The organism is uncultured Sphingomonas sp., from assembly GCF_964244235.1.
Classification (GTDB): Bacteria; Pseudomonadota; Alphaproteobacteria; order Sphingomonadales; family Sphingomonadaceae; genus Sphingomonas.
On sequence record NZ_CAXTII010000044.1, the window covers coordinates 1 to 22,047 of the forward strand.

Here is a 22,047-nt window from a genome sequence, read left to right on the forward strand (position 1 = left end):
CATGTCCTCCATCGCGGTGCGCGCGGACGCCTGCAGGTCGGCGCGGCGGAGCGAGGGCGGGTGCGGCGCGGCGCCCGCGCCCACGATCAGCCCGACAAGCCGTCCGACCGTCTCTCCCGCCATCGCCGCGCCGCCATCGACGTCGATCGAATTGCCCAGCAATACGCGGATCGCCGCCAGCAAGGCCTCGCCGCGCTCCAGATACCGGCCCAGCCAGTAGAGATTGTCCGCGACCCGGCTGGGCAGGGTACCCGGATTGCGACGGACTTGCAGCGACGTGCTGGCGGGGAGCAGCGATGTCGGCGCGACCGGATCGCTGCCGTGCACGCAAACGTCGGCGGACCACAGCCCCTCGCGCATCACTGCCGCGCGCGGATCGGGGTGCTCGCCGATCCGCGCGAAGCCGCCGGGCAGGACGGTCCAGCCGCCATCTGCCCCCCGCGCGGCGAACACGCGCAGCGTGAAGGGCCGCGCGACCAGCGCATCCCCGGCGACGACGGGCATGGTCGACAGGCGCACGATCTCCTGACCGACATAATCCTGCGGTCGCCGCGCCATGTCGGCGAGCACTGCCGCACGGGCTTCGCCGGTGATTTCGCTGCCCGGCACCGGCCGGTCGCCGGGCAGGCCCAGCGGCGTCGCACCGAAGGCGGGACCGATCAGCAGCGTGTCGAAATCCTCCGCGACGCGCGCCGCTTCGCCGGGCTGGCCGCCCCACCAGGTCGCGATGTTCGGGAGATGGAGGTCCTCCCCCAGCAGCTGCTTCGCCAGCACCGGCAGGAACGCGCCGAACGCAGGTACCTCCAGCACGCCCGCCCCCGGTGCGTTCGAGATCACGACATTCCCGGCGGCATAGGCGTCGATCAATCCGGGGACGCCGATATGCGACCGGGTGTCGAACGCCAGCGGATCGAGCATCCTGGGATCGACCCGCCGCCAGATCGCGTCGATCCGCTTCAGCCCGCCGATGGTGCGGACGTACAGCTTGTCCTCCAGCGCGGCCAGGTCGTCGCCCTCGACCAGCAACAGCCCCAGATAGCGCGCCAGATGCGCCTGTTCGGGATAGGTCTGGTTGTAGCGCCCCGGCGTCAGCAGCCCGATCCGCGGATCGGTCCGGCGGCACAGCGCCGCCAGCCCTTCGCGGAATGCGGCGAAGAACGGGGCGTGACGCTGGATGTTCAGCCTGTCCTGCAACCCTCCGAGCGTGCGCGCCAGCGCCAGCCGGTTCTCCAGCGCATAGCCCGCGCCCGCCGGTGCGCGCAGATGGTCGGCCAGGACGAACCACCGGCCGGTTGGTCCTCGCCCCAGATCGACCGCGACGAATTGCAGATGGCTGCCGCCCGGCGGCTCCAGCCCGACCATCGGCCGAAGGAAATACGGATTGCCGGCCACCAGCGCCGCCGGGATCGGCCCGTGTTCGACGAGCCGCGCGGGGCCGTAGAGATCGGCGAGGATCGCCTCCATCAGCTCGGCGCGCTGTACGATGCCGCGCGCGATCCCCGCCCATTCGTCCGCCGCGATCAGCAGCGGGACGGGGGAAACCGGCCATGGCCGCTCGTCCGCTTCGCCGACGATGCGAAAACCCGTGCCGATGTCGGCGGCGTGGCGCTGCACGCGTTCGCGCGCATGACCCAGGTCGTCGGAGGCGACGCTGGCCAGTTCCTCGAACATCGCGGTCCAGGCGGGGTCTTCGCTTTGCGCCAGCACGTCGCCGGCATGGACGTGTGCGCGGTAGTCCGCGATCAGCCGGCGCGCGTGAAGGCCGGCGTCGAACAGCGGGGCCGCGTGCGTCGCCATCCTTGCCGCTGTCCCTGTTGCTTGCCCGGCGACAAGCGTTGCACGGGTTTGGCAGGGTGGCGCAACAGTTAAGTGTTTCCCTCGTCATGCCGGACTTGATCCGGCATCCATCGTGCCGCGCATTCATGGACCCGCGATTGCGCGGCACGATGGACCCCGGCGCAAGGCCGGGGTGACGGAGGTGGTCTACAAATCCGGCAACACCTGATCCGCCACACCCCAGTCCGCCAGCGCCCGCCCGTTCGCCCGCTCCACCAGCGCCGCGCCGTCGCGCACGTTCCATTTCGCCGCGGTGTCGATATCGCGCAGTTCGGTCCACGAGACCGGCACCGCGACCGGCGCGCCGGCCCGCGCGCGCGCCGAATAGGGCATGATCGCGGTCGCACCGCGCTGGTTGCGCAGCCAGTCGATGAAAATCCGCCCTTTGCGCTTCGCCTTCGTCATCACCGCGACATAGCGTTCGGGCTCCGCGCCGGCCAACGCGCGCGCGAAGCGGTCGGCGAAGTCCTTGACCGCAGGCCATTCCGCTTGCGGCGTCAGCGGCACGACGACATGCACGCCCTTGCCACCCGACAGCAGCGGGAAGCTGACCAGACCCAGTTCGGCCAGCTGTTCCTTCAGATGCTCCGCCGCCTTCTTGGTGTCGCCGAAGTCCAGCCCTTCGTCGGGGTCGAGATCGAACACCATCCGGTCGGGCTTCTCCAGCGCGGCGTTGGTCGATCCCCAGCCGTGGAATTCGATCGTTCCCATCTGGACGCACGCGACCAGCCCGTCGGCGTCGTCGACCCAGAGATATTCCTCCGTCGATCCGTCCTTCTCGCGGATCGGTACCTGATGGACCGCACCGCCGAAGCTGCCGGCATCATGCTTCTGGAAGAAGCACGCCTTGGCCCGGCCCTGCGGGCAGCGGACGAGGCTGACCGGCCGCCTGCCCGCCCAGGGAAGCATGACGGGCGCGAGCGACGCGTAATAGTCGGCCAGTTCGCCCTTCGTCACGTCGCTGTCGGGAAAGATCATGCGGTCGCGGCTCGAGACCTTGACGGTGACCGTGGACGTTTCGGGCAGCGACGCCGGGGTCTCGGCAACCACGTCGTCCGCCGCCTTGTCCTCGCGCAGGCCGAGGAAGCTCGAATGGCGCAGCACGCCGTCGGGCGTCGTTTCGGCAAACGCGATCTCGGCGACCATCTCGGGGCGCACCCAGTGTGCGTGGCGGACGGCCGCCCGGGGCGCATCGACGGTCGGCGTCTTGCGTTCCAGCCTAGCCAGCCTTGTGGTCAGATCGTCCATCGTGGCCTGATCGAACCCGGTGCCGACCTTGCCGGCATATTTCCAGCCGTCGCCTTCGCGCACCCCCAGCAGCAGCGACTTGAACCCGCGCGTCTTGTCCGACGGCAGCCACCCGACGATCACGAACTCCTGGCGCAGCGTGCATTTGGTCTTGAGCCACGCCTTCGTCCGGCCCGTGCGGTAGGGCGCGTCCGCCAGCTTGGAGACGACACCCTCGAGCCCCTCGCGACACATCGCCTCGAACAATTTCTCGCCCGACCCGATGACGTGCTCGGCATATTTCAGGCGGTCGTGATCGGCGGGCAGGATCACCGCGAGCCGATCCTTGCGCGTGACGTTAGGCAGGCCGGTCAAGTCCTCGCCGTCCAGCGACAACAGGTCGAACGCGAAGCACGTCATGTCGCCGGCGTTGGAGATCGCGTCCTTCAGCGTGGAGAAATCGGGCTTGCCGTCCTTGAACGCGACGATCTCGCCGTCGATCAGCGCGGACTGGACGGGGAGGGCGGCGGCGGCGTCCGCGATCGCCGCGAACTTGTCGGTCCAGTCGAGGCCGGAACGCGTGAAGACCTTCGCCTTGCCGTTCGCGACCGCGATGAGGGTGCGGTAGCCGTCATATTTCATCTCGTGCAGCCATGCGCTGCCGGTCGGGACGGTGTCGACCAGGGTGCAGAGCTGGGGGTCCCTAAAATCCTCCCCTGCAAGGGGAGGGGGACCTGCGCGCCCTTGCGCGGGGGTGGAGGGGGTTCTCCGCGAGCGCACCGCTCGTGGAGAACCCCCTCCACCATCGGCTTCGCCGACGGTCCCCCTCCCCGCGAGCGGGGAGGATTCAGAAGGCTTCCCCTCCTCGATCTCGGCCATCGTCCGCCCGGTCGAAACACTCGTCAGCGCTTCGTCGACCAGAACATCGGTACCGCCCGCCGCGGCATCCTCGACCTTGCGCAGCAACCAGTTCTCGCGCTTCTCCTTTGCGCGGGGTTTCAGGCGGATGAGGATCCATTCGCCCTTCATCCGTTCGCCTTCGAGGACGAAGTGCAGATGGCCCTTGTCGATGTCCTTGGCCGACTTGCCCTTGACGGGCGACCACGTGCCGCGGTCCCACAGCATGACGGTGCCGCCGCCATATTCGCCCTTGGGGATCGTGCCCTCGAACGTGGCGTAGGAAAGGGGATGATCCTCGGTCCGGACCGCGAGCCGTTTTTCGTTCGGGTCGATGCTCGGGCCGCGCGTCACCGCCCAGCTTTTCAGGACGCCATCGACTTCAAGCCGGAAATCCCAGTGCAGCCGGGTGGCATCGTGTTTCTGCACCATGAAGCTGTTGCCATGGCCGGGCGCGAGCGTACCGGCGGGTTCGGCGGTCTTTCCGAAATCGCGCTTGGCGTTGTAGAGCGCGAGGGGATCGGTACTCATCGCTCCCCTCCCGCTTGCGGGAGGGGCTGGGGGTGGGCGCTGCCTATCCGCATGTGCGACGCTCGGGTAGAGCGAGCGCCCACCCCCGACCCCTCCCGCAAGCGGGAGTGGAGGAAGAAAGCCTCAGGCACGCTTCTTCGCCGCAGGCTTCTTCGCGGGGGCCTTGGCCGCGGGCTTCTTCGCAGGCGGCGCGGCCTTGGCCGGCGCATCGTCCTTCGGTGCCGCGCCCATCGACTTCCTCAGCGCCGCCATCAGGTCAACCACGTTCGATCCCGATCGCTTGCCGTCGTCCGTGTCCTCGATGATCCTGGCCCCGCCCTTCGCCTTGCGCTTGCGCTCGACCAGATCCTTCAGCGCGTCGACATAGCGGTCGTGGAATTCCTGCGGGTGGAATGTGCCGCTGCGCTTGCCGATCAGCGCTTCGGCCAGTTCGAGCAGTTCGTCCGAGGGCTTGTCGTCGGGAATCTCCCGGAAATAACCTTGCGCCTTGTGCACCTCGTCGGCGTAGCGCAGCGTCTCCAGCACCATGCCGCGACCGCATGGCTTCAGACTGACGACATATTCGCGGCCCCGCATCGCCAGCTGGCCCAGGCCCACCTTCCTCGTCCGCCGCAGCGCCTCGCGCAGCACGATGAACGCTTCCTCCGCCAGATCGTCGGCGGGCACCACGAAATAGGGTTTCTCGTAATACAGCACGTCGATCTCGCTCGCGTCGACGAACTGCGTCAACTCCAGCGTCTTCTTCGATTCCAGCTTCACCGCGTCGATCTCGTCCTGGTCGAGCAGGACATACTCGCCCCTGGATATCTCGTAGCCCTTCATGATCTCGCCCACGTCGACCGGACCGACCCCGGTGACGACCTTCTCGTAGTGGATAGGCTGGCCCGACGGTTCGTGGATCTGCTTGAACGAAATCGCCGCGCCCGATTTCGTCGCGGAATAGATTTCCACCGGGATCGAGACGAGCGCGAGCCTGATCTGTCCCTGCCAATAGGCGCGTGCGGCCATGTCGATCGTTCCTCGTTTCGAAGGCGATTCAATCCCTGGGCGGGGGAGTCGTTCCCAATCCTCCCCGGGGCGGGGAGGGGAACCGTCGGGCGAAGCCCGATGGTGGAGGGGTGAACCGCAAGTGGTTCGCTCGCGGCTCACCCCCTCCCCCATTTGCTTTCTGCAAATGGCCCCCCTCCCCGTCCCGGGGAGGATTGGCTATATGCCCCGCATGGCCATCGATCCCTTCACGCTGTTCGACGAATGGTATGCCGAAGCGAAAGCCGGCGAACCCAGCGATCCCGATGCGATGGCGCTGGCCACTGCGGACGCCGACGGTCGCCCCTCGGTGCGCATGGTGCTGTTGAAAGGGCATGGGCCGGACGGGTTCACCTTCTACACCAACCGCGGCAGCGACAAGGCGGAGCAGTTGGCGGCGAACATGCAAGGCGCGCTGCTGTTCCACTGGAAGTCGCTGCGCCGGCAGATACGGATCGAGGGCGCGGTGGCGCTGGCGACGGACGCGCAGTCGGACGCGTATTTCGCGAGCCGCGGCCGCGACTCGCGGCTGGGGGCCTGGGCATCGGACCAGTCGCGGCCGCTGGCGGACCGCGCGACGTTCGAGGCGCGGGTCGAAGAGGCCAAGGTGCGGTTCGATGGCGGCGATGTCCCGCGGCCACCCTTCTGGGGCGGCTACGCGGTCGTTCCCGATCGGGTGGAATTTTGGCAGGACCGCGCGCATCGTCTACATGAGCGTCGCCTGTTCGTGCGCACGGGCGATGATTGGACGGAAGGGTTGCTGTACCCATGACGCAGGACGAACGCCGCAAGCTGCTGCCCCTCGCCACGCGCGCGGCGCTCGCCAGCGTCGCGATGGCCACGTTCCTGCTGCTGTTGAAGGGTTTCGCCGCGTGGCTGACCGGATCGATCGCGATGCTCGGGTCGCTTGCCGATACCGGGCTCGATCTGCTCGCGAGCCTCGTGACGTTGTATGGTGTCCGCCTTGCCGCGACGCCGGCGGACAGCGACCACCGCTTCGGGCATGGCAAGGCGGAGGCGCTGGCAGCCTTGTTCCAGGTCGCGCTGATCACCGCGTCCGCGGTCGGTATCGCCTGGCGCGCGATCCTGTCGTTCGGGAACCAGACCGCGACGACCGACGCGAATTTCGGGATCGGCGTGTCGATCGCGGCGATCGCGGCGACGGGCGTGCTGCTATGGTATCAGCGCCGCGTGATCCGAAGCACGGGGTCGGTCGCGATCATGGCGGACAATGTCCATTACCAGTCGGACATGCTGCTCAACGGATCGGTGATCCTGGCACTGGTGCTGGACCAGTATTTCGGGTTCCACGATGCCGATCCGGTGTTCGGCATCATCATCGCGCTATGGCTCGCCTACGGCGCGTTCCAGGCATCGTCGAACGCGATCGACCAGCTGATGGACAAGGAATGGCCCGAGGACCTGCGCGCCCGCTTCCTCGATGTCGCAGCGCGGCAGGACGGCCTGAAGGGCATCCATGATTTCCGCACGCGGCGATCCGGCAGCCATGACTTCGCGCAGTTCCACATGGAGGTCGACCGCCGGTTGAGCGTCCATGACGCGCACGAGATCGTCGAAGCGGTCGAATTCAGCCTGAAGCGCGCGTTCCCGAAGGTCGAGGTGCTGATCCATCTCGATCCGGAGGGTCATGTCGATACCGACAATCCACTGGTCGAGGCGGACGTGACACCGCACTGGTTCGCAAAGAGGTTGTGATGCGCATTCCTTTCACGCAGGTCGATGCGTTCGCCGACAAGGCGTTTGCCGGCAATCCCGCGGCGGTGATGCCGCTTGGCCGATGGCTGGACGACGCGGTGCTTCAGGCGATCGCAGCGGAAAACAATCTGTCGGAAACGGCGTTCCTCGTGGCGGCCGACGATGACGAGGCGGATTTCGAACTCCGCTGGTTCACACCGGTCGACGAGGTGCGGTTGTGTGGCCATGCGACGCTGGCGAGCGGGCATGTCGTGCTGTCGAACGACGCGGTGCGGGATCAAGTCCGGTTCCGTACCCGCAAGGCAGGCATGCTGGCGGTGGTCCGCGCGGGTGCCGGCTATGAACTGGCGCTGCCCGCCTGGAAGCCTGAGCCATGCCCGCTGCCCGAAATGGTCGCCGCGCTCGGTGTGACGGATGTCACCGAGACCCTGTGGCGCGATGGCGGATACGGCGTGATCGTCCTCGAAAGCGAAGCGGCCGTGCGCGCGGTGACGCCCGACTTCGCCGCTCTGGCGGCGTGCGGCAATCGTCAGGCGATCGTCACCGCGCCGGGTGCCGAGACGGATGTGGTCAGCCGGATGTTCGCGCCGGGTGCGGGGATCGACGAGGACCCGGTGACGGGTTCGGCGCACGCGGTCGTGGTGCCCTATTGGGCGGAGCGGCTCGGCCGCGACCGCTTCACCGCGTTTCAGGCGAGTACGCGGGGCGGGCGACTGACCTGCACGCTGGACGGCAAGCGGGTGGTGCTTGGCGGGTCGTGCGTGACGGTGATCGAGGGGACGTTTCTGTTGCCTTGAATACTTCCTTCGTCATGCCGGGCTCGTTCCGGCATCCAGAGCCGCGCGCGACAGGCTCGTGGCCCTGGACCCCGTGACAAGCCCGGGGTGACCGTAGCACTGCTACCGCTTCCTGCCCTTCGTCATCGGGTCGGGCTTCTTCGGCTTCACCCACCCCGGCGGCGGCGTCATCCGTTGCTGGCTGGTGCCGAGCCCCATGCTTCCCGGCTGCTGGCGCACCAGCCCCGCCAGATCGTTCGCCGGATCGTCGCCGCCACCGCGCAGGACGCTGATCCGGTCGCGGAGCCGCCCCGCCTCCTCGAAGTCGAGCGCAGCGGCGGCGGCGTCCATCGCCGCCTGAAGCTCGTCGATCGTCATGCCGCGACGAGCGCCGCTTCGGTTTCGGCAATCCAGCCGCCGCCGAGCACATGGTCGCCATCGTACAATACCGCCGCCTGGCCCGGCGCGACGCCGTATTCGGGCGCGTCGAACACCACCCGGTTACCCAGCAATCGCGCCGCTACGGGTTTCGCCATCGACCGCACCTTGGCGGTCAATGGCCCGGTGAAATCGCCGCCCAGCCAGTTGATGCGCTCGATCCGCGCCGCATCGACCGCCAGCGCGGCGCGCGGGCCGACGACGACGCGGCGGGTGTCGGGTTCGAGCCGCACGACATAGAGCGGCTCCGGCACGCCGCCGATCTCCAGACCGCGACGCTGGCCGACGGTGTAATGGATCAGTCCGCGATGCGCACCCAGCCGCCGCCCGGCCATGTCGACGATCTCGCCCGTGGTATCCACGCCCGGCCGCAGTTTCTCGACGAGGCCTGCGTAATCGCCGTCCGGGACGAAGCAGATATCCTGGCTGTCGGGCTTGGCCGCGACGCCGAGCCCCATCTCGGCGGCGATCGCGCGGACTCGGTCCTTCGGCAGACCGCCGAGCGGAAAACGGAGATATTCCAGCTGGTCTTGCGTGGTCGCGAACAGGAAATAGCTCTGGTCACGTGCCGGATCCGCGCCGCGGTGCAGTTCGGCACCGCGCGGTCCCTCGACCCGGCGGACATAGTGACCGGTCGCCAGGCAATCCGCGCCCAGGTCGCGGGCGAGCGCGAGCAGGTCGGTGAATTTCGGACCCATATTGCACTGGACGCACGGGATCGGCGTCCGGCCCGCGATGTAATCGTCCGCGAACCGGTCGATCACGTCCGCGCGGAACCGCGTTTCGTGATCGAAGACATAATGCGCGATCCCCAGCCGGTCGCACACCGCACGGGCGTCGCGAATGTCGCGGCCCGCGCAGCACGAGCCGGCGCGCCCGACCGCCTCGCCGTGATCGTAGAGCTGCAGCGTGACGCCGATCGTCTCCGCGCCGCTCGCTGCCGCCAGCGCGGCCACGACGGAGCTATCCACGCCGCCCGACATCGCCACGACGACGCGCCTGCCCCGCGGGTCCGCCCCGATCTGAAAGTCGGCTTCCATCGCGGACGGGCCGTAGCGCAAGCGTCGGCGGCGCGCAAAAGAACCGCGAATTCATACATGTTCACGAAGCGTTGCGGCGGGCTTTACCCGGTTTTCATTCGCCCGGGCCTAAAGCGTACGTCTGCCGTCGTTCCAGCGAGTATGCTTTTTTGGACCTGAGTTTTCCTCCCTTTGTGGGCCCGACCGAACTCACCGTGCTGCCGGCCGATCTGGCCGCGCTGATGACCGGTATCGCCGCGCGTCAGGCCGGCAGCACGACCGCCACCATCCAGGGCGACCTTTCCTACCGGACGATCGATCCGCGGCTGTTCGCGCCCGTCGGCGGCGCGTTCAACGGTCCGATGGCGGCCGCGATCATACGTTGGAAAGAGGGATGAAGACCGCGTTTACCGAAGCGTTTCAGGCGATCTTCAAATCCCGCGCCTACACGCAGCATCACTGTTGGAGAGGGGGCCCCCCGCCCCGATCGAGGTTGAGTTCATGATCGAGAACCAGAAGATCCGTCCCGCCAAAGTCATCGGCCCGCTCGGCGAGCAGCTGACGATCGAGAACTTGCCGCCCCCTTCCACCACGCGCTGGGTGGTGCGCCGCAAGGCCGAAGTGGTCGCTGCGGTGAACGGCGGGCTGCTATCGGTGGACGAGGTCTGCGACCGCTACGGCCTGACGCCCGAGGAGTTCGCCGGATGGCAGCGCGCGATCGACCGATCGGGAATGCCGGGCCTGCGCGTGACACGGATCCAGCATTACAATGCGCTTTACGAACGTCAGCAGAAATATTGATCGAGGTTATCGAACCGCATACGGAACAATAATCCCGGCTCGCGAGTCTGTTGGTCATCGCCCGTAATGGGAACCAACGGAGGGACGCGACTATGGGTATCATCATCTGGCTTATCGTGGGCGGCCTGTGCGGCTGGCTGGCCGGGCTGATCATGCGCGACAATCAGGGCATCTTGCTTAACATCGTCGTCGGGATCGTCGGCTCGGTCATCGCCTCGGCAATCTTCGGGGCCGGAATCAACGAGGTGATCACGGTATCGACGTTCATCTATTCGCTGGTCGGTGCGATCATCCTGCTCGCGATCGTCAATCTCATCCGTCGCGGCCGCGTGCGTTAAGCATCGGCAATCGAATTCAAGAAGGCCGCCCGGGCGACCGGGCGGCCTTTTTCATGGCCGCGCTATTGCAGCAGGAACCGCACCGACAGCGTCGCCGTGACGTCCTTTTCGCCCGGCGCGATCGCGGTATCGACCTTTAGCTGGGCACGCGCGTAGACCATCGGCGCGTTGCCGCCGCCCGCATTGTCGCCCGACTCCGAAATCGAAACGATCCGCACGACGTGCAGGCCGGCCGCGCTCGCGTACAGATCGGCGCGGGTGCGGGCGCGGCGCACCGCATCGGTACGCGCTTCGTCCAATGCGGCGTCGGGATTGTCGAGCGACAGGTTGGGCCCGTCGATCTGGTTCGCCCCTTCCGCCACCAACGCGTCCAGGATCGGACCCGCCCTGGCGATGTCGCGGAACCGGATCGAGACGCTGTTGGTCGCCTGGTAACCCGTGAGCGTCGGCGGCTGGTTGTCGGCGTAGCGATATTGCGGGTTCAGCCTTACGCTGGCGGTCGCGATGTCGCGGGGCGCGATACCGGCCTTCTTCAACGCGGCCAGGATGCGCTGCATCCGCACCGCATCGTCGGCCAGCGCGGCGGACGCGGTCGCGGCCTGCGCCATCACCCCGGCACGGATCGTCGCCAGGTCGGGTACGCGGGTCGTGCGCCCTTGCGCAGCGACGTCCAGCACGGTGCCCGTCGCCGGGACCATCGGCTCGACCGATTGTGCGCGGGCCGGGGCGGTCGTCGCGACCAGCGGGAGGGCGGCAAGGGCGGACATGGCGGTGCGTGACGGACGGGACATCGGGTTCTCCGGCGAAGTGACGACGGGCATCATGACACGGAGACGACGAAACCCCCGGTGAACGCAAGGGGTCGGCTTGCGGAAAACGGGCTTTTCGGCCATGTCCCTGCCCACTTGAGGTTGGTGACTTATTCCTATAACACAGTCACTCCGAAGGGTGGGGACGAACATGAATTACGAGTCGCGACAGATCGGCGGCGAAGATCGGGCCGCGTTGCCGGACTATACCGACGCTCGGCCGGGCCGCGGACGTCGCGCGCTCGGCATCGTCGGCCTCGCGCTGCTCGCGGCCGTGCTGATCTGGGCGTTCTTCCTGCGCGGGCATGCCGCGCCCAATGCGCCTCCCGTCGAGCAGGTGCCGAGCGTCAGCGTCGTCGTCCCCGGCCGCAAGACGATCGACCGTCAGCTGAGCGCGAATGGCAGTCTTGCCGCCAAGCGGGAAATGCCGGTCGGCGTCGCCGGCGAAGGCGGGATGGTCCGCCAGGTCCTGGTCGAGCCGGGCCAGTGGGTCCAGGCGGGGCAGGTATTGGCCACCATCGACCGGTCGGTGCAGACGCAGACCGCCGCTTCGCTCGGCGCATCGATCAAGGTCGCGCAGGCGGATGCGACACTGGCGCAATCCGAACTCGACCGTGCGCAGCAGCTGGTGGCGCGCGGGTTCATTTCGCGGTCGGATATCGAAACCAAGACCGCGACCCGCGACGCCGCCGCGGCGCGCGTCAAGGTGGCGCAGGCGCAGCTCGCGCAGCAGCAGGCGACCAATGGCAGGCTCGATATCCGCGCGCCCGCGGCGGGTCTGGTGCTGACCCGTCAGATCGAACCCGGACAGATCGTCAATTCCGCGTCTGGCATGCTGTTCCGGGTGGCGATGGACGGCCTGCTGGAAATGCGCGCGGCGCTGAGCGAATCCGATCTGGCGACGGTGCATGTCGGCGCGCGCGCGACGGTGACGCCGGTGGGATCGACCGACAGCTTCCAGGGCGTGGTTTGGCAGGTGTCACCGGTGATCGATCCGACGACGCGCCAGGGCATCGCGCGCGTGCAGTTGACGTACAACCCCTCGCTTCGCCCCGGCGGGTTCGCCGCGGCGACGATCGTCAGCGGTGCCAACGTCGCGCCGCTGCTGCCCGATTCGGTCTTGCAGAGCGACGACAAGGGCAATTTCGTGTATGTCGTCGGACCGGACGACAAGGTCGAACGCCGCAACGTGAAGATCGGGCAGGTCTCCGATGCCGGCGTGACGATCCTCGGCGGGCTGACGGGGACGGAGCGCGTGGTGGTGTCCGCGGGCGGGTTCCTGGCCCCGGGACAGAAGGTGAAGCCGATCGTGCAGAAGGCGTCCTGACATGAATTTCCGCAACATCTCCGCCTGGGCGATCCGCAACCCGGTGCCGCCGATCGTGCTGTTCGTCGCGCTGACGCTGGCAGGCATCGTCAGCTTCATGGGGATGAGCGTCAACGATCAGCCGGATATCGATTTTCCGGTTGCGATCGTCGTCATCAGCCAGCCGGGGGCGGCGCCCACGGAACTGGAGACGCAGGTCACACAGCGGGTCGAGGCGGCGGTGCGGTCGTTGCAGGGCATCGACGAAATCAGTTCGACCGTGACCGAAGGATCGTCGCAGACGGTCGTCCAGCTGGCGATCGGCACCCCGATCGACCGCGCGGTGAACGACGTACGCGACGCGATCTCGCAGATCCGCGGCAACCTGCCGCAGGGCATCCTGGAACCGCAGGTGTTCCGCGCGAACACGACAGGCAATGATCTCGCCAGCTATTCGGCCGTCGCGAGCGACATGACCGTCGAACAGCTGAGCTGGTATATCGACAATACCGTGACCAAGGAATTGCTGTCGATCCCCGGCATGGCCGAGGTGGACCGCAATGGTGGTGTCAGCCGTGAAATCCGGGTGATCCTCGATCCGCTGAAGCTTCAGGCGCAGGGCGTCACCGCCAGTCAGGTCAACACGCAGCTGCGCTCGGTCAATCTGAACGCCGCGGGTGGTCGCGCCGAGATCGCCGGGTCCGAACAGTCGGTTCGCGTGCTCGGCAACGCGCGCAACGCGGTCGATCTCGGTCAGTCCCAGATCAACGTCGGCGGCGGCAGGACGGTGCGCCTGTCCGACCTGGGTCAGGTCCGCGATCTGTTCGCCGAACAGCGCAGCCGCGCGGTGGTGGACGGACGCCAGGTCATCAGCTTCGATTTCCAGCGCGCGAAGGGTGCGTCGGACGTCAGCGTCTACAACGAAGCGGTCAAGAAGCTGACCGCGCTGGAGCAGCGCAACCCGCGCGTGCATTTCGTGCTGCGCCAGAACAGCGTGAAGCGCACGGAAGAGAATTATCACAGCGCGATCGAAGCGATGATCGAGGGCGCGGTGCTCGCGGTCTTCGTCGTGTTCCTGTTCCTGCGCGACGTGCGTGCAACCGCGATTTCCGCGCTGGCCATTCCGCTATCGGCGATCCCGACCTTCTGGTTCATGGACCTGATGGGATTCACGCTGAACCAGATGACGTTGCTCGCGCTGTCACTCGTGGCCGGTGTGTTGGTGGACGATGCGATCGTCGAGATCGAGAATATCGTTCGCCACATGCGGATGGGCAAATCGGCGTATCAGGCGTCGATCGATGCCGCGGACGAGATCGGGCTGGCGGTGCTGGCGACGACGATGTCGATCGTCGCCGTGTTCCTGCCGGTCGCGCTGATGCCGGGCGTGTCGGGGCAGTTCTTCAAGAATTTCGGCATGACCGTCGTCGCGTCTGTGCTGATGAGCCTGGCGGTCGCCCGTTTGGTGACGCCGATGATTGCCGCCTATTTCCTGAAGGCCGCCGGCCCCGCCAAGCATGGCGAGGGGCGGATGATGGACGGGTATATGGCCACGCTCCGCTGGACTCTGATCCGCGGGCGCGCGGGCGGCACGGCGGCGGGCGGGTTCGGCCGGCGGATGCTGGCGCGGATGTGGGACCACCGTTTGTGGGTCACCGCGTTGGGCGCGGTCGCGTTCCTCGCGACGATCGCGATGTTCGGCGTGCTGCCGATGACGTTCCAGCCGGCGAGCGATAGCGATACCTCGACCGCGACGATCGACATGGTGCCGGGCACGACGCTCGTCCAGACGGACGTGGTCGTGAAGCGCGTCGCCGCGCTGCTCGGCGCGCAGCCGGAAGTCGCATCGGTCTATTCGCGTACCGGCCAAGGCGGCGCGGTGAATTCGGGTCGCGTCACCGCGACGCTGAAGGACAAGCGCACCAAGACCAGCACGCAGTTCGAGCGCGATCTCGCACCGCAAGTGGCGAACATACCGGATGCGCGAATCGCCTTCCGGTCGCAATTCGGGTTCGGGACAAGCTCGCGCGACGTGAACGTGACGCTTGGCGGCGACGATCCCGTGATGCTGCAGCAGACCGCGGACAAGATCGTCGCGCAGATGTCCAAACTGCCGATGATCACCGCGCCGCGCGTATCGGGCAATCTGCAACGGCCGGAAATCGTGCTGAAGCCGCGGATGGATCTGGCCGCCAATCTCGGCGTGACGACCGACGCGCTGTCGAACGCGATCCGCATCGCGACACTCGGCGATATCGATCAGAACAGCGCGAAATTCTCGCTGTCGGATCGCCAGATCCCGATCCGCGTCGCACTGGACCAGAATGCGCGGACCAGCCTGTCGACGATCCAGAACCTGCCCGTCGCGACCGCGTCCGGTGGCGCGGTGCCGCTAAGCCTCGTCGCGGATATCGGTCTGGGATCGGGACCGACCAAGATCGACCGCGTCAATCAACAACGTCAGATCACGCTCGGTGCCGATCTCGCGCCTGGCGTCGTCAGCGGTGTCGCGAACAAGGCGATCCACGATCTGCCCGCGATGAAGGACCTGCCGATCGGCGTCTCCGAACTGACGCTCGGCCAGTCGAAATGGCAGCAGGAGATGGTCACCAATTTCATCATGGCGGTGATCGCGGGCATCTTCCTCGTCTTCGCGGTGCTCGTGCTGCTGTACCGCCGCGCGCTGCCGCCCTTCGTCAACATGGGCTCGCTGATGCTGGCACCGCTCGGCGGCCTGGTGGCGCTGTGGATCGCGGGGCAGCCGCTGTCGCTACCCGTCTTCATCGGCATCCTGATGCTGCTCGGCATCGTCGCGAAGAATTCGATCCTGCTGATCGATTTCGCGCTGGAGGAAATGGCGAAGGGGGTGGACGTCGTCACCGCGATCATCGACGCCGGGCACAAGCGCGCACAGCCCATCGTCATGACCACGGTCGCGATGGTCGCCGGGATGGTGCCGACCGCCTTGTCGCTCGGCGGCGACGGATCGTGGCGTGCGCCGATGGGTATCGTCGTGATCGGCGGGCTGTTGCTGTCTACCGTGCTCACCCTGCTGATCGTGCCGGCGACGTTCAGCCTGGCGGTCGGGATCGAACGCTGGGCGGGCCCGCGGCTCGGACGCCGCCTGCTGACGTATCGCCCCGGCGACGACGGCAGCGAAGTCATCGGCATCGCCGGCCCCCGCGGTCCGGCGCTCGGCCCGCTGCCCGGACGAATCGGTTACGACGACGACGGCACGCAGCCGGCGGAATGATCGCTTGAACCATCCCCCCGTTCGGGGATTGTCCGACGCGATGTCGAACCGCGCCATTCGTACGGCCGCCGCGGGCGAGCCTCCGCCCGCGGCGCTGGTGCGGATGCGGCTGGTGGCGACCGGGATGCTGGTCGCGATGGCGATCCTCTTCCTCGTCGCCCGCGCGGCGCTGCGGAGCGGGCACGCCGCCGGCTGGGGCTTCGTCCTGGCCTTTGCCGAGGCGGCGATGGTCGGCGGCCTGGCGGACTGGTTCGCGGTCACTGCCTTGTTCCGGCATCCGCTCGGCCTGCCGATCCCGCATACCGCGATCGTGCCGCGCAACAAGGACCGGATCGGCGACACGCTCGCGCAATTCCTGCGTGACAATTTCCTGATCCCCGCCGTCATCGCGCGGCGGATGCGGCCGCTCGACGTCGCATCCGCCATAGCGCGCTGGCTGACCGATCCGCCCGAGGGCGCGGGCGGCCGGTTCCGCAACGGCGCGTCGAAGCTGGTCGCGCAGATGCTGGAAGGGCTCGATCCGCAGCGGATGGGCGGGATGGTGAAGGCGGCGATCGCCACCCGGCTGCGCACGACCGAACTCTCGCCCGTTCTCGGCCGGCTGATGAAGGCCGCGATCGCCGAGAACCGCCACGCGCCGTTGCTGGCGGCGGGGGTTCGCTGGGGGGCGAAGGCACTGGCGCAGAACGAACATCTGGTCCGCCGGATGGTGCACGACCGCGCAGGCTCGATCCTTCGCTGGACCGGCCTCGACGAAACCGTCGCCGACAAGCTGATCGCCGGGCTCGACAAGCTGCTGACCGACATGGCGGACGATCCGCAGCATCCGTTGCGGCTGCGGGCGGACGAGGGGCTCGATCGTCTTGCCTGGGACCTGCAATATGACCGCCGGGTGCGCGGGCGCGTCGAGGCGATGAAGGAGGAACTGCTCGCCAACCCGGCGATGCAGCGCTGGATCGACGGGTTGTGGGAACAGGCGCGCGGCAGCCTGCTGAAGATCGCGCGCGATCCGGAGGCGGCGATGGCGGGACGGCTCGGCGAAATCCTCCGTCAACTGGGCGAGACGCTGCAGAACGACCGCCGCCTTGCACGCACGATCAATCGTTTCGTTCGCCGCAGCGTCGTCGGCGTCGCGGCGGATTATGGCGACGGGATCGTCCGATTGGTGTCGGAAACGGTCCGCGGCTGGGATTCGCGGACGATCACGCGGCGGCTGGAAAATGCGGTCGGCCGGGACCTGCAATATATCCGCGTCAACGGTACCATCGTCGGGGGACTGGTCGGGCTGACGATCCACGCGGTCGATCTGGCGCTCTAGGCGCGCGGACATCGAGCGACTCACACTTGGTCGTTCCCCCGCGAAAGCGGGGGTCAAGGGGCGACAGGCGGCACCGTTCGTAATTCTGGGCTCCCGCTTTCGCGGGAGAACGGGGGGAGGTCAGCTTTCCCAACCCCCCGTCGCACGCCGCAATCGCCTTGCCGTGCCCGTCGCTTTCCCGCAAAGGTACGGGCGATGAGCGCAACCGCCGACTTCGAACGCACCGACCAGGACGGCGGCACGCTGCGCTTCACCGGCAATCTTTCGCTGTCGCGGATCGGCGATCTGCCCGAACGGCTCGGAAAGATCGACGGCCCGGTCCGGATGGTCGATCTGAGCGGAATAGAACGGATCGATACCGTCGGCGCGTGGATCGTCCACCGCTTCGCCGCCACGCACGATGCCGCGGTCCAGGGCCTGGACGACAATGATCAGCATCTGATGGATCAGGTGATCCGGTCGGATCAGCCGGTCGACATGCGGCCGGGCCATGTCGGTGCCGTCACGCGTCTGGTCGGCGAGGTCGGCACCGCGGTCGTCGCGGCGGGTCGCACGATGCTCGGGCTGCTCGGTTTCCTGGGCGCGACGGCATTGGCCTTCCTCGCGGCGATGCGGCACCCCGGCCGCTTCCGGTTCAATGCGGTGGTACAGCAGTTCGAGGTGGTCGGTGTGTCCGCACTGGCCATCATCGGGCTGATGAGCTTCCTGATCGGCGTCGTCATCGCGCAGCAGGGCGCGGTCCAGCTGCGCCAGTTCGGGGCGGAGGTCTTCACGATCAACCTGGTCGGCCGGCTCACCCTTCGCGAAATGGGCGTGCTGATGACCGCGATCATGGTCGCCGGTCGATCGGGCAGCGCGTTCGCGGCGCAGATCGGCACGATGAAGCTGACCGAGGAGATCGATGCGATGCGCACCATCGGCGTGTCGCCGATGGAGGCGCTGGTCGTGCCGCGCACGCTGGCCGCGATCATCCTGATGCCGCTGCTCGGCTTCTACGCGTCGATGATCGCGCTGATCGGCGGCGGATTGCTGGTGTGGATCACGATCGGCGTGCCACCCGTCACCTATATCCAGCGGATCCGCGAAGTCGTGCCGATCACCGATCTGTACGTCGGCCTGATCAAGGCCCCCGTGTTCGGCGCGATCATCGCGATCGCCGGCTGTTTCCAGGGCCTGCTCGTCGAGGCGGACGCCGAACAGGTCGGGCTGCGCACCACCGCGGCGGTGGTGCAGGCGATCTTCCTCGTCATCGTGCTCGACGCGTTCTTCGCGGTGTTCTTCACCTGGTTGGGGTGGAACTGATGCCCGTCGAAACCGCCCGGCCGCGCGGCGACGACATCGTCATATCGGTCAAGGGCCTGAAGAATTGTTTCGGCGATCAGGTCGTCCATGACGGGCTCGATCTCGACGTCAGGCGCGGCGAGATCCTGGGCGTGGTCGGCGGATCGGGCACGGGCAAATCGGTGCTGATGCGCTCGATCATCGGGCTGCAGGTGCCAGATGCGGGCGATGTCACCGTATTCGGTGAGAACGTGTTGCGGCTGAGCGACGCCGACGCGGTCGAACTGCGAAAGCGCTGGGGCGTGTTGTTCCAGGGGGGCGCGCTGTTCTCGACGCTGACCGTCGCTGAGAACGTCCAGGTTCCGCTTCGCGAATTCTACCCCGCGCTCGACCAGGCGCTGCTGGATGAAATCGCGTCGTACAAGGTCGTGATGACGGGCTTGGCGGCGCAGGCCGGTCCGAAATTCCCCGCCGAACTTTCCGGCGGCATGCGCAAACGCGCCGGGCTGGCGCGCGCTCTGGCGCTCGATCCCGACCTGCTGTTCCTCGACGAACCGACCGCCGGGCTCGACCCGATCGGCGCGGCGGCGTTCGACGATCTGACCAAATCGCTCCAGAAGACGCTTGGGCTGACCGTGTTCCTCATCACCCACGATCTGGATTCGCTGTATGCGATCTGCGACCGTGTCGCCGTGATCGCGGACAAGCACGTGATCGCCGTCGGCACGATCCCCGAACTGATCGCGCTCGACCATCCGTGGATCGAGGAATATTTCAAGGGGCCCCGCGGCCGCGCGGCGGTCGCCACGCAAGAGGCGCAGGCGGGGATCGCGGCCCACCGGACACCGATGGACGCCGACCAACCGGCAAGGACGACGCGCTGATGGAAACCCGATCGAACCATGTCCTTGTCGGCACCGTGGTGCTGATCCTGCTCGCGGTCCTCGCGCTGTTCACGGTGTGGATCGCGCGGCTGGGCGGCGCATCGACCAAGGAATACGACATCTTCTTCAAGACCTCGGTCGACGGCCTCGCCAAGGGGTCGGCGGTCACCTTTTCCGGCGTGCCGTCGGGCCAGGTGAAGGAAATCGCGTTGTGGAAGCCCGATCCCCAGTTCGTCCGCGTGCGCATCACCGTCAACCAGGACACGCCGATCCTGCAGGGCACCACCGCGACGATTTCCGGCGTCGGCTTCACCGGGGTCAGCCAGATCTCGCTCGACGGTGCGCGTAAGGGTGCCGAAGCCATCGGCTGTCCGGACGACAACCCGCAAAGCCAATGCCCCTATGGCGTCCCCGTCATACCGACCAAGCAGGGCGGGCTGGGCGCGATCCTGAATTCCGCGCCGCAGCTGCTGGAGCGGCTGTCGACGCTGACCGAACGGCTTACCGGGCTTCTGACCGACAAGAACCAGGCGTCGATCGCGGGCATTCTGGCCAACACCAACCGCCTGTCCGCGGCGCTCGCGGATCGCGGGCCCGAGATCGCCGCCACGCTGGCGCAGACGCGGGTCGCGATCCAGCAGGCGGGCGATGCGGCGCAGCAGATCGGCGCACTGGCGCAGACGTCGAACGGCGTGCTGACAAGCGATATAAAACCCGCAATGGCCAATCTGAACCAGGCGATCCTGTCCGCGAAGAAAAGCGCGGATTCACTGAACGGCGCGGTGGAGGACGTGCGGCCCGGGCTCCAGTCCTTCTCGAAACAGACGATCCCCGAGGTCGGGCAACTGGTCCGCGATCTCAGGGTCATGTCGGCATCGCTATCGTCGGTCGCCGAAAAAGTCGATCAGCAGGGTGCGGGATCGATCCTGGGCCAGCCGAAGCTCCCCGATTACAAGGGCAAGTGACATGAAGACACCGTTCCTCCTCTTGGCCGCATTGCCGCTCGCCGGTTGCATCAGCTTCGCGGCGAAGCCACCCGCCTCGCTGCTGACGCTCGACACGCAGGCGAGCGTGCCGGTCGGCCAGGACCAGAATTCCGCGACCGCCAAGGCGATCACGATCCAGGTTCCGGCGGTGCCGCAAAGCCTCGCGACCGCGCGCATCCCGGTGCAGGCGACGCCGACCTCGATCGCCTATGTGAAGAGCGCTTTATGGGCCGAACCGCCCGCACGGCTGTTCGCGCGGCTGCTGTCCGACACCATGACCGCGCGCACCGGCCGCGTCGTGCTGTCGGGCGCGCAGTCCGCGGTCGATCCGGGCGCGCGGTTGTCGGGCGAATTGCGGACCTTCGGGCTCGACGCCGGGCAAAACCAGGCGGTCGTCATATTCGATGCGTCGCTCATCCGGCTGAACGCGACGACGGTCGAGAAGCAGCGTTTCGAGGCGCACGTGCCGGTGGCGGCGATCGACGGACCCAATGCCGCGACGGGGATCAGCGCCGCCGCCAACCAGGTCGCGCAGCAGGTCGCCGACTGGGTGGGGCGCTAACCCCGGGTCACCGTGCCCGGCGCGTCGCCAGCGGCACGTCGCATATGTCGATCCCGCCCAGCCCGACCGTCGGCGGCTTCGGCGTCACCTTCGCCGCGATCATCGCGGCGAAACGCGCATTGTCTGCTGCGCGATATTCGAACCGCGGACGCGTCGCCGCCGGCATGTCGCTCGCCAGCCGGACCGACACGATCGGCACCCGTTCCGCCGCCGTCGCATACATCCCCATCGCCGTCCCGCTGCGCGGCAAGCCCGACAGATAGGCCATCCCATCGATGACGCGCCCGACGATGGTGTAGTTTCGATCGAGCCGTCGCGCCGACCCGCCGATCGCCGCGAACAATTCCGCGCCGCTGCCCGTATCGGGGCTCGCGTCGCGCGCGACGCCGACGGTGCCGTAGCAGTGAGCGAGCCACGTCGCCCCACCGTCGGATGCCGTCGCCCAGCCGTCCGCCGTGATGCCGGACGCGTTGGAATACGCATCCGCGCGCGCCATCGTCTGCGCCACCCGCAGCCCGCCAGGTGCAAGATCATATTCCGCCGCAGGTCTCGCGGCGATGCCGGGCGGCAGCGGCTTCTTCTCGGTCTGGTCGCCCCACTGCGTCACCCAATTGTCCTGCACGCGGTAGATGCTCGTGCCGTCCCACCAATGCGCCAGCGCGAGCGCGCGGACATTGGCGACATGCTCCGGCGCATAGGCCGCGGCGAGCCGGATCACGACCGTCCGATCCCCCGCCAGCGTCATGACGAGGAGCTGGTCGTCGGCGATCGCCACCCAGTCCGCCGCGACCGGATCCCCGGGGGTAGTTGCCGTCGGCGCGGCTGCGGGCGGGGCAGGGGGCGGAGGCGAAGCAGGTGCGGCCTGAAGCGCGGCGGCAAGCGCGAGGAGCGGAGCGATCATCCCGTCAACCTGCCCGACCGCGACGCCCTGCGCAATCGCTTGCGCTAACCACTGCCCCGCTCTACGGCCCGTTCCCTCCAGTGCATAGCGGAGCGGTGGCCGAGTGGTCGAAGGCGCTCGCCTGGAAAGTGAGTATACGCCA

General features: G+C 67.5%; 20 protein-coding genes. 13 read left to right on the forward strand and 7 right to left on the reverse strand.

The features are described 5' to 3' along the window. The 3 genes from ACFE7D_RS08805 to ACFE7D_RS08815 form a co-directional block, all read right to left on the reverse strand. A partial coding sequence (locus ACFE7D_RS08805) for a circularly permuted type 2 ATP-grasp protein (RefSeq protein WP_375395051.1) occupies positions 1 to 1,797 on the reverse strand: 1,797 nt, incomplete at its 3' end. Between the two features lie 186 nt (positions 1,798 to 1,983). Beyond that, on the reverse strand, positions 1,984 to 4,491 hold the full coding sequence (gene ligD / locus ACFE7D_RS08810; RefSeq protein WP_375395052.1) for a DNA ligase D: 2,508 nt from the start codon (positions 4,489 to 4,491) through the stop codon (positions 1,984 to 1,986). A 123-nt stretch (positions 4,492 to 4,614) separates the two neighbouring features. Further along, positions 4,615 to 5,499 (reverse strand): Ku protein, encoded by an 885-nt coding sequence (locus ACFE7D_RS08815; protein ID WP_375395053.1) that lies wholly within the window; start codon positions 5,497 to 5,499, stop codon positions 4,615 to 4,617. Positions 5,500 to 5,710: 211 nt separating this feature from the next. Between ACFE7D_RS08815 and pdxH the strand changes: the two genes are divergently transcribed. Genes pdxH through ACFE7D_RS08830 form a run of 3 tightly spaced genes read left to right on the forward strand, consistent with a single transcriptional unit; the run spans position 5,711 to position 8,030 of the window. Beyond that, positions 5,711 to 6,289 carry a pyridoxamine 5'-phosphate oxidase gene (gene pdxH / locus ACFE7D_RS08820; RefSeq protein WP_375395054.1) on the forward strand — a complete coding sequence of 193 codons (579 nt, stop codon included), beginning with the start codon at positions 5,711 to 5,713 and terminating at the stop codon, positions 6,287 to 6,289. Then, positions 6,286 to 7,233, forward strand: coding sequence for a cation diffusion facilitator family transporter (locus tag ACFE7D_RS08825; RefSeq protein WP_375395055.1), 948 nt, complete (start codon positions 6,286 to 6,288; stop codon positions 7,231 to 7,233). The genes pdxH and ACFE7D_RS08825 overlap by 4 nt, the downstream gene beginning before the upstream one ends. Next, on the forward strand, positions 7,233 to 8,030 hold the full coding sequence (locus ACFE7D_RS08830; RefSeq protein ID WP_375395056.1) for a PhzF family phenazine biosynthesis protein: 798 nt from the start codon (positions 7,233 to 7,235) through the stop codon (positions 8,028 to 8,030). Before ACFE7D_RS08825 ends, ACFE7D_RS08830 begins: the two co-directional genes overlap by 1 nt. 102 nt (positions 8,031 to 8,132) lie before the next feature. Here ACFE7D_RS08830 and ACFE7D_RS08835 read toward each other — a convergent pair whose 3' ends face one another. Both ACFE7D_RS08835 and mnmA read right to left on the reverse strand, forming a co-directional pair. After that, positions 8,133 to 8,387 (reverse strand): UvrB/UvrC motif-containing protein, encoded by a 255-nt coding sequence (locus ACFE7D_RS08835; protein WP_375395057.1) that lies wholly within the window; start codon positions 8,385 to 8,387, stop codon positions 8,133 to 8,135. Continuing rightward, on the reverse strand, positions 8,384 to 9,487 hold the full coding sequence (gene mnmA / locus ACFE7D_RS08840) for a tRNA 2-thiouridine(34) synthase MnmA (RefSeq protein WP_375395058.1): 1,104 nt from the start codon (positions 9,485 to 9,487) through the stop codon (positions 8,384 to 8,386). Before mnmA ends, ACFE7D_RS08835 begins: the two co-directional genes overlap by 4 nt. 173 nt (positions 9,488 to 9,660) lie before the next feature. Here mnmA and ACFE7D_RS08845 point away from each other — a divergent pair, with 173 nt between their 5' ends. The 3 genes from ACFE7D_RS08845 to ACFE7D_RS08855 all read left to right on the forward strand — a co-directional run bounded on the left by ACFE7D_RS08845 (position 9,661) and on the right by ACFE7D_RS08855 (position 10,605). Continuing rightward, a complete protein-coding gene (locus ACFE7D_RS08845; protein WP_375395059.1) occupies positions 9,661 to 9,864 on the forward strand; it encodes a hypothetical protein in 204 nt (67 codons plus the stop codon). Positions 9,865 to 9,967: 103 nt separating this feature from the next. Further along, positions 9,968 to 10,267, forward strand: a complete 300-nt coding sequence (locus tag ACFE7D_RS08850; RefSeq protein ID WP_375395060.1) for a DUF1153 domain-containing protein — start codon at positions 9,968 to 9,970, stop codon at positions 10,265 to 10,267. A 92-nt stretch (positions 10,268 to 10,359) separates the two neighbouring features. Then, positions 10,360 to 10,605, forward strand: coding sequence for a GlsB/YeaQ/YmgE family stress response membrane protein (locus ACFE7D_RS08855; RefSeq protein ID WP_174286218.1), 246 nt, complete (start codon positions 10,360 to 10,362; stop codon positions 10,603 to 10,605). Positions 10,606 to 10,667: 62 nt separating this feature from the next. On the opposite strand, the gene ACFE7D_RS08860 is transcribed toward ACFE7D_RS08855, so the two are convergent. After that, entirely contained in the window at positions 10,668 to 11,396 is a 729-nt protein-coding gene (locus ACFE7D_RS08860; RefSeq protein ID WP_375395061.1) for an SIMPL domain-containing protein, read from the reverse strand. Positions 11,397 to 11,565: 169 nt separating this feature from the next. On the opposite strand from ACFE7D_RS08860, the gene ACFE7D_RS08865 reads away from it, so the two are divergent. The 7 genes from ACFE7D_RS08865 (at position 11,566) to ACFE7D_RS08895 (ending at position 21,004) form a co-directional block, all read left to right on the forward strand. After that, the gene (locus ACFE7D_RS08865) at positions 11,566 to 12,741 is read left to right on the forward strand and encodes an efflux RND transporter periplasmic adaptor subunit (RefSeq protein WP_375395062.1); all 1,176 of its coding nucleotides are present in this window, start codon (positions 11,566 to 11,568) and stop codon (positions 12,739 to 12,741) included. Between the two features lies 1 nt (position 12,742). Beyond that, positions 12,743 to 15,973, forward strand: a complete 3,231-nt coding sequence (locus tag ACFE7D_RS08870) for an efflux RND transporter permease subunit (RefSeq protein ID WP_375395063.1) — start codon at positions 12,743 to 12,745, stop codon at positions 15,971 to 15,973. A 103-nt stretch (positions 15,974 to 16,076) separates the two neighbouring features. After that, positions 16,077 to 17,291: a DUF445 domain-containing protein gene (locus ACFE7D_RS08875; protein WP_375395069.1), complete on the forward strand. Its 1,215-nt coding sequence runs from the start codon at positions 16,077 to 16,079 to the stop codon at positions 17,289 to 17,291. A 195-nt stretch (positions 17,292 to 17,486) separates the two neighbouring features. Then, positions 17,487 to 18,593: an MlaE family lipid ABC transporter permease subunit gene (locus ACFE7D_RS08880; RefSeq protein WP_375395064.1), complete on the forward strand. Its 1,107-nt coding sequence runs from the start codon at positions 17,487 to 17,489 to the stop codon at positions 18,591 to 18,593. Further along, positions 18,593 to 19,456 (forward strand): ABC transporter ATP-binding protein, encoded by an 864-nt coding sequence (locus ACFE7D_RS08885; protein ID WP_375395065.1) that lies wholly within the window; start codon positions 18,593 to 18,595, stop codon positions 19,454 to 19,456. The genes ACFE7D_RS08880 and ACFE7D_RS08885 overlap by 1 nt, the downstream gene beginning before the upstream one ends. Further along, positions 19,456 to 20,421, forward strand: a complete 966-nt coding sequence (locus tag ACFE7D_RS08890; protein ID WP_375395066.1) for an MlaD family protein — start codon at positions 19,456 to 19,458, stop codon at positions 20,419 to 20,421. The genes ACFE7D_RS08885 and ACFE7D_RS08890 overlap by 1 nt, the downstream gene beginning before the upstream one ends. Before the next feature lies 1 nt (position 20,422). Further along, positions 20,423 to 21,004, forward strand: coding sequence for an ABC-type transport auxiliary lipoprotein family protein (locus tag ACFE7D_RS08895; protein WP_375395067.1), 582 nt, complete (start codon positions 20,423 to 20,425; stop codon positions 21,002 to 21,004). Positions 21,005 to 21,011: 7 nt separating this feature from the next. On the opposite strand, the gene ACFE7D_RS08900 is transcribed toward ACFE7D_RS08895, so the two are convergent. Next, on the reverse strand, positions 21,012 to 21,905 hold the full coding sequence (locus tag ACFE7D_RS08900; RefSeq protein WP_375395068.1) for a peptidylprolyl isomerase: 894 nt from the start codon (positions 21,903 to 21,905) through the stop codon (positions 21,012 to 21,014). Positions 21,906 to 22,047: the final 142 nt, after the last annotated feature.